Origin of the sequence: Chryseobacterium sp. CP-77 (genome assembly GCF_036362765.1) — a bacterium.
GTDB classification, from domain to species: Bacteria; Bacteroidota; Bacteroidia; order Flavobacteriales; family Weeksellaceae; genus Chryseobacterium; species Chryseobacterium cupriresistens.
Map to the genome: position 1 here is coordinate 2,366,857 of NZ_CP143637.1, position 13,551 is coordinate 2,380,407.

The window sequence follows — 13,551 nt, forward strand, 5'->3', positions numbered from 1 at the left end:
ACTTAAATTGTATTGGCTGGCAAGCAAACAGGCAGATTTGCAAATTTGCTTTTTAGCATTTCTCATCAGTTACTCTCTTTACCGGTTCCGTATCCTTTTACGATACCTCTTGGTGAGTTTTGAATAAACTGCAAGATCTCATCTCTTTCAGCCGTTGGAAGCATTTCTTTTTCAATATGGGAAATAGCCTGTGAAACGTTCATCTTCATCTGGAAGATGGCTCTGTAGATTTTCTGGATTTCAAAGATTTTCTCATTGGTAAATCCTCTTCTTCTTAAACCAACAGAATTGATACCGGCATAAGACATAGGCTCTCTTGCTACTTTTACGTAAGGCGGAATATCTTTTCTTACCAGAGTACCTCCGGAAATCATGACATGTTTTCCGATTTTACCAAATTGGTGAACTGCTGATAAACCTCCCATTACAGTATAATCTCCAATCTCCACATGGCCTGCAATACCACAACCGTTTACAATGATAACGTGATCTCCGATAACACAATCGTGGGCAATATGTGAGGTAGCCATAATAAGACAGTTCGCTCCTATTTTAGTATATCCTAAAGCCTTTGTCCCTCTGTTTACGGTAACACACTCTCTGATTGTTGTATCATCACCGATAATTACCTGGGTATCTTCACCATCAAATTTCAGATCCTGAGGAATTGCAGAGATTACAGTACCAGGAAAAATCCTACAGTTTTTTCCTATTCTTGCGCCATCCATAATGGTTACATTAGGACCAATCCATGTTCCTTCTCCAATTTCTACATCCCCTGCAATGGTAGTGAAAGGTTCTACGATTACATTTTTGCTGATTTTCGCACGTTTATCTACGGCTGCTAATTGATGAATCATTTAATCAACTTTATTTTTTGCAACTTGAGCCATAAGCTCTGCTTCTACTGCTACAGTGTCTCCTACATATCCATATCCCTGCATATGAACAATTCCTCTTCTGATAGGCTCTATCAATTCAATTTTGAATATAAGAGTATCTCCCGGAATTACTTTTCTCTTGAATTTCACCTTATCAATTTTGATGAAATAAGTAGAATAGTTTTCAGGATCCGGAACGCTGGCCAATACAAGAATTCCTCCTGTCTGTGCCAATGCTTCTACCTGAAGAACTCCAGGCATTACAGGTTCTTTAGGGAAGTGTCCCACGAAGAAAGGTTCGTTCATGGTTACATTTTTCAAACCTACTACGTGAGAGTCTGAAAGTTCAAGAACTTTATCGATCAATAAGAACGGAGGTCGGTGAGGCATAAGCTTCATAATTCCGTTGATATCGAATACTGGTTCTTTTGTCAGGTCAAAATCCGGAACGTTTTTCTTTTTCTGCAATTTCCACTGGCGGTTTAGTTTTTTCGCAAACTGAGTATTCACAAAGTGTCCCGGTTTGTTAGCAATAACTTTACCTTTTATTTTTACTCCTGCCAAAGCAAGGTCACCGATTACATCCAGTAATTTGTGTCTCGCCGCTTCGTTAGGATAGTTTAAGTTAAGATTGTCAAGAATACCGTTGGGTCTTATCGATACATTATCTTTCCCAAAGGCTTTCTTTAATTTTTCTGTAGTTTCAGGGGTAAGATCTTTATCTACATATACAATAGCATTGGAAATATCTCCTCCTTTGATCAAACCGTGATCTAAAAGCATTTCCAGTTCATGCAGGAAGCTGAATGTTCTTGCTGATGAGATTTCGTCTTTAAATTCTGAAATATTTTTAAGAGTAGCATTCTGAGTACCTAATACTTTAGTCCCAAAATCTACCATAGTAGTTACCTCGTAAGTATCTGAAGGAATGATTGTGATTTCCGAACCTGTAGCCGGATCACTGTAGGTAAGCACCTCTTTTACAACAAGATATTCTCTTGCAATGGCTTGTTCTGCTACTCCCACACTTTCGATAGCTTCCACAAAGTATTTTGAGGATCCATCCAAAATTGGTGGTTCAGAGGCATCCATTTCTAAAATTGCGTTATCAATATCACAACCAACAAGGGCTGCCAGAAGATGTTCGCAAGTGGTAATTTTTACCCCTAATTTTTCTAATGTAGTTCCTCTTTCGGTTGCTACAACATAATTTACATCAGCTTCTACCTGAGGATGTCCCTCCAGGTCTGTTCTTACAAATACAAAACCTGTATTTTCTTTAGCAGGTTTAATGGTAAGTTTTACTTCTTTACCTGTATGAAGGCCAATTCCAGAAAGAGTTACCTCTTGCTGAAGTGTTTTTTGCATATCACTCATTAGTATTATCTTTTGAGTTATTCTCAAGATTATTTATTCTATTTACAATTCCAGGTAAATTCCTGAAATGAACATAACTCCTTAAATAGTCATTGTAACTGATTGCAGGTGAACCATACAATGTTTCTCTATCGTTAACACTGGAATTCACACCGCTCTGAGCCTGAATTTTCACCTGATTCCCTATTTTAATATGTCCTACAACACCTACCTGACCTCCAATCTGGTTCCAGTCGCCAATAGTAGTAGAACCGGCAATTCCTGCCTGTGCAGCAATAACGTTGTTCTGACCAATTTTCACGTTATGGGCAATCTGAATCAGATTATCAATCTTGGTCCCTTTACCTATTATTGTAGAACCAATCGTGGCTCTGTCAATACTACAGTTTGACCCGATTTCTACATCGTCTTCAATGATTACATTTCCAAGCTGCGGTATTTTCTTGAAGCCTTCAGCCGTTGGCTGGAAACCAAAACCGTCTCCTCCGATTACCGTGTTGGAATGAATCACACAGTTATCTCCAATAATACAGTAGTCGTAAATTCTGGCACCACTGTCTATCTTACAGTTTTTACCAATTTTCACTCCTTTTCCTATATATACATGTGGATAGATCTGTGATCCTTCCCCGATCTTAGCTTTCTCGGAAACATAAGTAAATGCCCCGATATACGCTTTATCTCCTATAACAGCGGTATCATGAATAGATGAACCGTTTTCAATACCTTCTTTTCTTCCCTGCATTTCCTGATATAAATTCATCAGAATCTGAAAAGAAAGATAGGCATCTTTTACAACGATTAAGGTAGGGTTATAATGATTTTTCTCCAGAAGTTTTTCCGAAACGATGATAACAGAGCATTTTGAGCTATCCAAAAAATGAGAAAACCGATCTTGTGCTATAAAAGAAAGATGTCCTGATTCCCCATTTTCAATTGGTGAAACTCCCGTAATAAGTGCATTCTCGTCACCTATTATTTTTCCGTCAATAAAACTTGCAATTTGCGAAGCTGTGAATTCCATATTCTGCAAAGATAAGAAATTCTATAATTTGCAAACATGTTTTAGTTTCAGATCGTAAATTTTAATATTCTTTAAGAGTCCAGTCCGGAGATATCTCTTGGAAACATAAGGATATAGCGGGTCGTCTTATTCACGATTAATCCTGATAAAAGCTGATCTTCCGACTCATGCAGCCTGGTTCTTTTTCCGTTTTTATGCAGTAAATAGATTGGCTGTTTCTCTGCGTGATAAGGCAATAATTTTCTTTTAATTTCATGAACCAATTCGTTACCATTATCGATTCCGAAAAATTCATTGCTCTTTTTTATTTTTTCATCAATTATTTTCTCATCAAACGGATGTGATGAAATAATTGTTTTAGGCAAATTTCTCTGAATTACACATTTACACCAGTATGACAATACAAAATCTTCTGAATTCTGCCATTCTTTCATGGCCTGAATTACATCATTATCATCAAGCTGAGTAAATCTTTCAATATCTTCATCTGTGGCACCGCTCTTTTCACGGTATAAAAAATATTTCAGATTGTCTGTTGCCGGAAGTTCTACACCCTGGGAAATCAGATATTTTGCCCTTTCAAGGATTTTAACCAAAAGAAACTCTGCCAAGGCTGAAGTTTTATGATAATACACCTGCCAATACATAAACATTCTGGCAGTAAGGAAATTTTCAATGGAATAAATTCCTTTTGCATCAATCACCAGTTCGCCTTCTTCGCAGACATTCATCATAGAGATAATTCTCTGGGTATTAATATTTCCTTCGGAAACACCTGTAAAAAAACTGTCTCTTTTAAGATAATCCAAACGGTCAACATCCAGTTGGGAAGAGATCAGCTGGTTAAAAAACTTTCTGTGATACTTCCCCTGAAACATTTCAATAGCCATGGATAGTTGGCCTTCAAATTCCTCATTAAGCTTATTCATCAGCAGCAAAGAAAGATTTTCATGATGCCAGTCATCCATCAGCATACTTTCCAATGCGTGTGAAAACGGACCATGACCAATATCATGCATCAAAATGGCAAGCATCGCCCCTTTTTCTTCTTCCTCAGAAATTTTCACTCCTTTCTGCTTCAATGTTTCTAAAGCTGTAAACATCAAATGCATCGCTCCAAGAGCATGATGAAATCTTGTATGGGTAGCACCTGGAAATATCAGGTTCAGAAGTCCGGTCTGACCGATTCTTCTCAATCTCTGAAAGTAAGGATGCTCAATGATATCAAATAAAATTTCGTGTGGAATTTTGATAAACCCGTGAACAGGATCGTTGATGATTTTTAGCTTATTCTGCATTGAAACTTCAGTATTAGTAAACAAAGTTAGGCATTTTAAAATTTAGCCTTTTATTAAATTACTATTAAGATTTTGGGATAACATGATGATACACCAAATATTTTTCATCAAAAACATCTTCATATCATCTTCAGAAATTCCTAAATATCTATTTATTATCAATTCGAGATTTTTTGAAAACCTTTTGCGTCTGTTATATTAAAGGATTATCTTTGAGAGAAAACACGGCAACCTTTAATGAGACGCTTCTCACTTTTCCTCTTTTTACTTTTAAGTTTGAACTTTTCCGCACAGATCATCACTGAGACCCAAAAGCTGGAATCTCTTTGCAGGATTTGGGGATTTTTAAAATATTACCATCCCCGTGTGGCAAAGGGAAATCTTAACTGGGATAAGCAGCTTTTTCAAAAAATCAATGAACTTGAAAATATTAATGATAAGCAGTCTCTCAATAATTTTTATTCTGAATGGATTGAGAGCCTGGGAGAAGTTCCGCCATGCAAAGAATGTTCAGTTAAAGATCAGAAGGTGTATTTCCTTAAAAATTTTGATCTACGCTGGATGGACAATTCACAAATTTTCTCTGATGATGTATCTCAAAAGCTTCGTTACATCGAAAAAAACAGAAATCTTGGAGACAATCACTATGTGGGAAAAGGGGGAAGAAAAATATATTTCAGGAATGAAAAATCCTATGGTTCTCAATTCACTTCCACAGCCATTAGTTTACTGGAGTTGTTCAGATACTGGAATTACGTGGAATATTTCTTTCCTTATAAATATGAAACCGATCAGAACTGGAATGATGTACTTACAGAAATGATTCCCAAATTTCTATTGGTTGATAATGATGAAAATTTTCACTTAACATTAGCAGAACTCGTGGCTAAAACGGATGATTCACACGCTTACCTTTCTTCAAAGGAGATTCAGCTTCATCTGTATGGGCAACGAAAAGTTCCTGTAGAATATATTTATGCTGAAGGAAAACTAGTGATTACAAAAGTTAATGACACACGGCACGGACATCAAAGCCCGCTGCTTACCGGAGATGTCATTTATGATATTGAAGGAAAAACCATTCCGCAGATGATCAACAGTTTGGGAAAGTATGTACCTGCCTCCAACTCATGGGGTAAGGTCAGCAAAATAAAAGACAAGCTGCTTTTCACTAACAATGATTCTGTTTCTTTAAAGATTGAAAGAGAAGGACAAAATATAGAAATAAAAACCAGAACATATCTTAGTAAGAATATTATTCGTGAAAAGAAACCTGTTGTAAAAAAGTGGAAACTGATGGATGATGAAAAGACAACCGGATATGTTAATATGGGAATGATAGAAAAAGATGATCTTGATGAGATGTACAGCAGTTTAAAATCCACAAAATCCATTATCTTTGATCTCAGGAATTATCCAAAACAAACGATTGTACCCTTAAGCTTTCTTCTTCTTTCCAACCCGGTAATCTATTATCAGTTTACTTTTCCTGATACCAGCTATCCCGGCAAATTCTACAGCAGAAAAAATGTCACCGGCAGGAAAAATCCTGAATACTATAAAGGAAATGTCATCGTTTTAGTAGATGAGAATACACAAAGCCAGGCAGAAACCACGACAATGATGTTCAAACAGCATCCGAAAGCTAAAATTATCGGGAGTAATACTTCAGGAGCCAACGGAGATGTCATTATGTTTAAAATTGCTGATCTCGATACACGGTTTACAGGCCTTGGTGCTTATTATCCTGATGGCAGGGAAACCCAAAGAATAGGAATCATTCCCGATATTCTGGTAAAACCAAGTATTGAAGGGATAAAAAACGGAAAAGACGAAGTGCTGGAAAAGGCTTTGGAGTATATAAAAACCACTGATTAAGTGAAGTGAAAATGTGAATTATCCTACGCTATTTTCATTTAACTTATATTTAACTTTTAATCTTTTGAATTTGTGAGATTTTAAAAGGATTTGGTCAACATTTTGATAGAATAACCATGTAAAAAATAAATTATGTCAGAAAAGATATTATGGATCGATGATGAAATAGATTTACTTAAACCTCATATCGTATTTTTAGAAAAGAAAGGTTATCAGGTAACCCCTGTTAACAATGTCAATGAGGCTTTGGAGCTTATGGATTCAGAGAAATTTGCTTTAACGCTAATTGATGAAAATATGCCGGGCATTTCCGGTCTGGAGGCAATTCCTATGATTAAGGAAAAAGATAATGCCTTAAAAATCGTCATGGTAACCAAAAGCGAAGAAGAACACATTATGGAAGAGGCGATCGGTTCCCAGATTGCCGATTATATATTAAAGCCTGTAAATCCCAATCAGATATTACTGTCCTTGAAGAAAAATCTTCAGCAGGATAATCTTGTGGAACAAAAAACGATTTTACAATACCAGCAGGAATTCAGAAACCTTTCCATGGAACTTTCTTATTTGAGAACCTACCAGGAATGGGCTGAATATTATAAAAAGATCCTTAGCTGGGAAATTAAATTTGATAAGGTAGCAGACAATGAATTTGCCGATCTTCTTCAATCTCAGAAAGAGGAAGCCAATATTCAGTTTGCCAAATTCATTGAGAAAAATTATGAAAACTGGCTTACAGATTCAGACAAACCGATGATGAGCCACACGCTTTTCAAGGAAAAAGTGAAGCCTGAAGTAGAAAAAGAGAAGGTTCTTTTGCTGATGGTGGATAATCTTCGTTATGATCAGTGGAAAGTCATTGAACCGTTATTTACAAAATACTACAATAAAATATCGGAAGATTATTATTATAGTATTCTTCCTACAGCAACACAATATGCAAGAAATTCTTTCTTTGCGGGATTAATGCCGTCTGAGATAGAAAAACGTTTCCCTGATAAATGGTTTAATGATAATGAAGAAGGAAATAAAAATGAGTTTGAGCGCGACTTCCTGGAAGATCAGATGAAGAGAATAGGTCTTGGCTCAAAGTCTATGAAGTATCTTAAAGTACTGAACGCTGATTTTGAAAGAAAGATCTATGACGATTTCAACCAGCATAAAAATAATGACCTGCTGGTTATTGTCTACAATTTTATTGATATCCTGTCCCACGCAAAAACAGACAATCATATTGTAGACCAGCTGATTCGTGATGATAAAACTTTCCGTTCCCTTACCTTCAACTGGTTTGAAAACTCTTCTTTATTGAAGATCATTAAGACCGCTGCAGAAAACGGATATAAGCTGGTGATCACAACAGATCACGGAACGGTATACGTTAAAAAGCCAAGTAAGGTTGTAGGAGACAGAGAAACGTCTACGAATATCAGATATAAAACAGGTAAAAGCTTAACGTATGATGACAGTGATGTATGGGCCATTACCAACCCGGAAAAGCTTTTCCTGCCCAAAGGAAATCTAAGTTCGAAATATATTTTTGCTAAAAACAATATATTCCTGGCATATCCTAAAAATTACAATCATTTTGTTAATTACTATAAAGAAACTTACCAGCATGGTGGAATTTCACTTGAAGAGTGCATTATTCCTATCAGCATTTTAGAACCCAAGTAGTTTTTTTCATAGTTTATTTAATTTTGGGTTTAAAGGCGGAAAAAATCTTTCGATTTTTTCCGCCTCTTTTTTAAGGCACTTATTTTGCATATCAACAGACAACATTAAATATCTATTTATGAAAAAACACATTTTTATTGCAGCAGCATTTTCAGCATTATTTTTAACCTCATGTAATAAAGAAAAGACAACAACAGATTCCACTTCCGCTTCTGTAGACAGTGTTGTATCCAAGCCATCTGATTCTGCAGCTGTTTCAGGTACTCAGGATGAAATTGTAAAAAGTACTTCGAAAGACAAGAATGGGAAAACCCTGGATATGACTTTCAACAATACCAAAAATACGGCTATTGTAGTGTTCAACAATGAAACCATTGAGCTTCAGGGACAAAAGCCTGCATCAGGAATATGGTACAAGAATGACCATTATGAACTGAGAGGAAAAGGCGAGGAAATAGAACTGACAAAAGACGGTAAAACAGTTTTTAAAAATTAAAATCACTTACTCAGTATATAAAAGTCGGATTTGAAATTCAGAGCCGGCTTTTTTTATTTCCCTACATTTGAAAAAATTTATTTTGTTTATGAGATTAATCACTTACAATGTCAATGGAATCAGGGCGGCTTTTACGAAAGATTTTCTGGGCTGGCTGAAAACTGCCGATCCGGATATTATCTGTATTCAGGAGAGCAAGGCCGGAAACGACCAGATAGACATCGAAAGTCTTGAAAAATTGGGATATCACAGTTATTGGCACTCAGCGGTAAGAAAAGGCTACAGCGGGGTCGGAATTGCCTCAAAAATAAAACCCAACCACGTAGAGTATGGTTGTGGTATCGAAAGCTATGACAATGAAGGAAGAATCATCCGTGCAGATTTTGACGGATTTTCTGCGATTTCGGTATATGTTCCTTCTGCATCTAATATTGAGAGGCTGGATTTTAAAATGCAGTTCTGCCATGACTTTCTGGAGTATATCAAGAATTTAAAAAAAGAAATTCCTAACCTGATTATATCGGGAGACTTTAATATCTGCCATGAGGCTATCGATATTCACAATCCTGTCGGTTTAAAGAATGTTTCAGGGTTTCTTCCTATGGAAAGGGAATGGATGACCAATTTTATCAATGAATGCGAACTGATTGACAGTTTCAGGTTCTTTAACAATGAACCTGACAATTATACCTGGTGGAGCTACCGGCAAAACTCAAGGGAAAGAAATAAAGGCTGGAGGTTAGATTATAACTTCACTTCGTATAGCTTAAAGGATAAGCTCAGCAGAGCTGTCATTTTAAAGGAAGCAGTACATTCTGACCATTGTCCTGCTTTATTGGAATTGGATGTATAATCAATGCTATATTTATCCATACAAAAAGCCAGCTGATCAGCTGGCTTTTTTTAATTTAAATCATAAAATTAATCGACAATTTCATATTCGACCGGAATAGTACCATGATTGATATCTCCAATCTCATCGAACGCAGCTTTAGACATATCTAAAGATCTTGATGAATGGTAAGGCCCTCTGTCATTAATTCTCACTATTACCTCTTTACCATTTTTAAGGTTGGTTACCTTAACGTTTGTTCCAAATGGAAGCGTTCTGTTTGCTGCAGTAAACTTTGAATTATCAAAGATCTCTCCGCTAGCGGTTTTTCTACCGTTAAATCTATCGTGGTAGTACGATGCATAACTTGTTTTTTTCGCATCTAAGGTATTACCTGTAAAAGAGTAAACACCTAGGGTTGAAATCATCATTATGATTACGAGAATGAATCTTTTCATCATTTTGAACTTTTATTGGTTTTGACGGGACAAAAGTATCAGGAATCTTCAGAAAACCCTACTCGATATGTTAAAAACAGTTAACAAAACACTAATAAAAAGTTAACAATCCTTGCAAAGCACTATAAACAGGGGTTTTAGGTCACACTGTTAAAAAACGTTAAAAAAAGGCTTAAAAAGTTAACATAATTAACTAATTCATGCATAATTTAAAAACTACAAATTTAAAAAGTATTGATAATCAACACTTTACAAAAACTACAAAGTTAAAATAAAATTTCAAAACTACTTTTTAAAAATTTTAAAGTCTTAAAATTCAACTTTAGGAAAAACTTTTGTCAGAAGTGCTTTAGCTTCATCTGTGGAGATTCAGCAATTGATTTTTAACACCTTTTTATTTTGTTAAAATGTAAAGTCTGATTCATTTATCAGCCCATATTTGATTTCAATTGCTCAAAAAGTGATTTAATCACGATGTATTACCCCGAAAAATAAAAGAACATCCTTCTCTGTAAAAAGCAAAAAACCAATGATTTCTCATTGGTTTTTATTATATAATTAAGTATTATATTATTTCAAATATTCTAAAACATAATCATATGTCCCACTTGGATATACTACAGACATACTAGGAGAACCTGTAATTGCATTACCTGCTGTAGTAGCTATTGTATAGGAATATAAACTTCTATCATAAACAATGTTTGTACCTGCTTTATAGATAGTGATTGCATACATTGCTGTCATCCCTGTAGGAGAAGGAATACTAACTGCTGTAGAAGTCCCACTTGCTGTAAAGGTTCCTTTAATTGCATAAACCTGTTTGCTATCTACCAAAGTACCAGTAACAGTTTCAGTGGTAAGTACATTTACTTTACCAGAACCTCCCATTGGTACCCATCTACCGTTGGTAATATTACCTGGGTTACCTGGATTGGAGAAATAATAGAATCCAGGAGCAACAGCTGTTGTTACACCCTGACCTGCTGCTGTATTTCCAGTAGCAGTATTATATACTACCATACCGTCAAAGTCAGAAACAATAACAGTATTATCCATTGGAGAAGTATCAAAAGTAAAAGTAGTTAAATTTGTTCTAGGAAACCCTAAACCTCTACCATAGCTTTGGTTTGCTAATCCTTCAAAATTACTACCATCCATGAAATAGTTTGTATTATTCAGGGCTGATGTAGTGTTCCCATTAGTTATAATTTGGGCATTAACATTTGCACTAAGGAACAATAATACTCCACCTGCTATAGTTAAGAAAATATTTTTCATTTTAATTTATGTTTTTATATATTAATTTCTACCTGAAACAAGATACCAAGTTGTACCGTTACTATAAATCTGTATAGCAGCAATTCCCGTAAGAGAAGTCATACCTTTAGGTGTAGCAACACCGTCGGTACCTGTAAACTGTAAAGTACCACCTGTTTGGTTTCTTATATAGATTGTTCTTCCGTTATAAGCGGTAGGGGTCGGTAAAGTAAGTTGTGTTCCACTGGTAAACTCCCAATAATCAAAATTAGAGTTTGTCCAGTCATAAGCAGTAGAAGCCGCTTGTGCTAAGTTCATTCTGAATGGAGTTGCAGGAGCAGCGCCTCCACCTAATGTTTTCCATGTACTGGATGGTGCATCATAGTAATAAAACCCAACTGCTGTTACATTTACAGTTTTTGTTGAGGCTGTACCATCTATAGTAGTTACAAAAGTAAGAGCACCATTTTGAGCAGCTGTATACGCAGCATCTTTGGCTGTTAGCTGAGCTCTTGTTAAACGAGGGGCCAATAACGCATCAGGTCTAGCATTGTCAGTAGTGTTTGCTACTACATCTAAAGTCGCGGCAGGTGTGGTTGTGTTAATCCCCACTCGCCCTTGTTGAGCTTTAGAAACAGCCGAAAGGCCAACAAGCATAATTGCTGTTAATAAAAATTTTTTCATAAGTTTTTAAAGATTTTTAATTACATTTTTTTTCATCAATATTTCCAAAAAGAGATGATACATCTCAACTTGTGAACATTAAAATAAACCAAAATAATACAATAACTATTTCAATTGACTTTTAGCTTATTTAATGATTAACTTGCTGAAAGCACATGATTTAAAAATATTGCTTCTTGTGCAAATTTAAGCATAATTTTCGATTTTAAATACATTATAAAGAAAATTAAAAATTCTTAATTACATAAAAAAACAATAATCATTTGATTATCAATAAAATAGAAATATACTACCGAGAAAATTCTATGTTAATTTTCATTAATAATTTAATTCGGAAATACTATTTTCACTTGATTAGTAAGCCTTTAGCTAAACTAATTCTCCGTATAGGTCAAATTCTTCGGCAGAAGTAATTTTCACGTCTGCAAATTCACCAATAGAAATATAAGTATCTTCAGCTGAAACCAAAACCGTATTATCTACATCCGGTGAATCGTACTCAGTTCTTCCGATGAAATAATTACCTTCTTTACGGTCAAAAATACATCTGAATACTTTACCTATTTTTTCCTGGTTTTTTTCCCATGATATCTGAGACTGCAGTTCCATAATTTCTTCTACTCTTGCCTCTTTTACTTCCTGCGGAATGTTATCTTCTAAAACATGGGCTGTCGTATTCTCTTCATGAGAATAGGTAAAACAGCCTAATCTGTCAAATTTTTGTTCTCTTACCCAGTCTTTAAGCTCCTGAAATATCTCTTCTGTTTCACCAGGATACCCAACAATAAGCGTTGTTCTGATGGCCATATCAGGAACTTTTTCTCTGAATTTTCCTAAAAGGGCATCTGTTTTCTCATGGGTAGTTCCTCTCTTCATAGATTTCAGTAAATCTGAATTGATGTGTTGAAGAGGAATATCTATATAATTACATACTTTAGGCTCTTCACGGATAATATCAAGAACATCTTCAGGGAAACCGCTTGGGAAAGCATAGTGAAGACGAATCCATTCCACTCCTTCTACTTTCACCAATTCTTTTAAAAGATCACCCAGTGCTCTTTTTTTATAAAGATCCAATCCATAGTACGTAAGGTCCTGGGCAATAAGAATCAATTCTTTCGTTCCTTTTTTAGCCAGTTTCTGAGCTTCTAACACCAGTTTTTCGATTGGCGTTGAAACGTGACCTCCTCTCATCAATGGGATCGCACAGAAAGAACATGGCCTGTCACAGCCTTCAGAAATTTTAAGGTATGCGTAATGTTTGGGAGTTGTTGTTAATCTTTCTCCTACCAGTTCATGTTTATAATCTGCTCCCAGATGCTTCAAAAGTACCGGAAGATCTCTTGTTCCGAAATATTGATCTACATCCGGAATTTCTTTGATCAAATCCGGTTTATATCTTTCAGATAAACATCCTGTAACAAATACTTTCTCGACCTCGCCTCTGTTTTTAGCGTCAACATAATCCAGGATGGTATTGATAGATTCTTCTTTGGCATTATCAATAAATCCGCAGGTATTGATGACCACAATGTCCCCACGGTCTTCATGAACCACTTCTTTGCCATTGGCTTTCAGCTGGCTCATTAATACTTCAGAATCATATACATTCTTGGAACATCCAAGAGTGACTACATTGATTTTCTTCTTCCCTACAGATTTTGTACGCATCGTTTTGATTTTGAG

Annotated in this window: 12 protein-coding genes; 4 read left to right on the plus strand and 8 right to left on the minus strand. The window is 35.7% G+C overall.

What is annotated here, in order from left to right; translation table 11 throughout:
* Positions 1-65: 65 nt before the first annotated feature.
* The 4 genes from lpxA to V0410_RS10455 all read right to left on the minus strand — a co-directional run bounded on the left by lpxA (position 66) and on the right by V0410_RS10455 (position 4,580).
* Complete coding sequence (lpxA, locus tag V0410_RS10440; RefSeq protein WP_076596575.1) at positions 66-860, minus strand: acyl-ACP--UDP-N-acetylglucosamine O-acyltransferase; 795 nt, start codon at positions 858-860, stop codon at positions 66-68.
* Positions 861-2,258 carry a bifunctional UDP-3-O-[3-hydroxymyristoyl] N-acetylglucosamine deacetylase/3-hydroxyacyl-ACP dehydratase gene (locus V0410_RS10445; protein ID WP_110010003.1) on the minus strand — a complete coding sequence of 466 codons (1,398 nt, stop codon included), beginning with the start codon at positions 2,256-2,258 and terminating at the stop codon, positions 861-863. It lies immediately after the preceding gene.
* The gene (gene lpxD, locus V0410_RS10450) at positions 2,251-3,282 is read right to left on the minus strand and encodes a UDP-3-O-(3-hydroxymyristoyl)glucosamine N-acyltransferase (protein ID WP_110010004.1); all 1,032 of its coding nucleotides are present in this window, start codon (positions 3,280-3,282) and stop codon (positions 2,251-2,253) included. The genes V0410_RS10445 and lpxD overlap by 8 nt, the downstream gene beginning before the upstream one ends.
* A gap of 71 nt (positions 3,283-3,353) precedes the next feature.
* On the minus strand, positions 3,354-4,580 hold the full coding sequence (locus V0410_RS10455) for an HD domain-containing protein (RefSeq protein ID WP_330747425.1): 1,227 nt from the start codon (positions 4,578-4,580) through the stop codon (positions 3,354-3,356).
* 237 nt (positions 4,581-4,817) lie between these two features.
* Between V0410_RS10455 and V0410_RS10460 the strand changes: the two genes are divergently transcribed.
* From V0410_RS10460 to V0410_RS10475, 4 genes are all read left to right on the plus strand, one after another.
* Positions 4,818-6,458 (plus strand): S41 family peptidase, encoded by a 1,641-nt coding sequence (locus tag V0410_RS10460; RefSeq protein ID WP_330747426.1) that lies wholly within the window; start codon positions 4,818-4,820, stop codon positions 6,456-6,458.
* A 132-nt stretch (positions 6,459-6,590) separates the two neighbouring features.
* Positions 6,591-8,135 (plus strand): T9SS response regulator signal transducer PorX, encoded by a 1,545-nt coding sequence (porX, locus tag V0410_RS10465; protein ID WP_330747427.1) that lies wholly within the window; start codon positions 6,591-6,593, stop codon positions 8,133-8,135.
* 118 nt (positions 8,136-8,253) lie between these two features.
* Entirely contained in the window at positions 8,254-8,631 is a 378-nt protein-coding gene (locus tag V0410_RS10470; RefSeq protein ID WP_330747428.1) for an MliC family protein, read from the plus strand.
* A gap of 88 nt (positions 8,632-8,719) precedes the next feature.
* Positions 8,720-9,484: an exodeoxyribonuclease III gene (locus V0410_RS10475; RefSeq protein WP_330747429.1), complete on the plus strand. Its 765-nt coding sequence runs from the start codon at positions 8,720-8,722 to the stop codon at positions 9,482-9,484.
* Between the two features lie 68 nt (positions 9,485-9,552).
* On the opposite strand, the gene V0410_RS10480 is transcribed toward V0410_RS10475, so the two are convergent.
* From V0410_RS10480 to rimO, 4 genes are all read right to left on the minus strand, one after another.
* Complete coding sequence (locus V0410_RS10480; protein WP_227943010.1) at positions 9,553-9,924, minus strand: septal ring lytic transglycosylase RlpA family protein; 372 nt, start codon at positions 9,922-9,924, stop codon at positions 9,553-9,555.
* Between the two features lie 567 nt (positions 9,925-10,491).
* Positions 10,492-11,202, minus strand: coding sequence for a hypothetical protein (locus V0410_RS10485; protein ID WP_330747430.1), 711 nt, complete (start codon positions 11,200-11,202; stop codon positions 10,492-10,494).
* 21 nt (positions 11,203-11,223) lie between these two features.
* A complete protein-coding gene (locus V0410_RS10490) occupies positions 11,224-11,838 on the minus strand; it encodes a hypothetical protein (RefSeq protein ID WP_330747431.1) in 615 nt (204 codons plus the stop codon).
* A 396-nt stretch (positions 11,839-12,234) separates the two neighbouring features.
* The gene (gene rimO, locus V0410_RS10495) at positions 12,235-13,536 is read right to left on the minus strand and encodes a 30S ribosomal protein S12 methylthiotransferase RimO (protein ID WP_137905078.1); all 1,302 of its coding nucleotides are present in this window, start codon (positions 13,534-13,536) and stop codon (positions 12,235-12,237) included.
* Positions 13,537-13,551 lie beyond the last annotated feature (15 nt).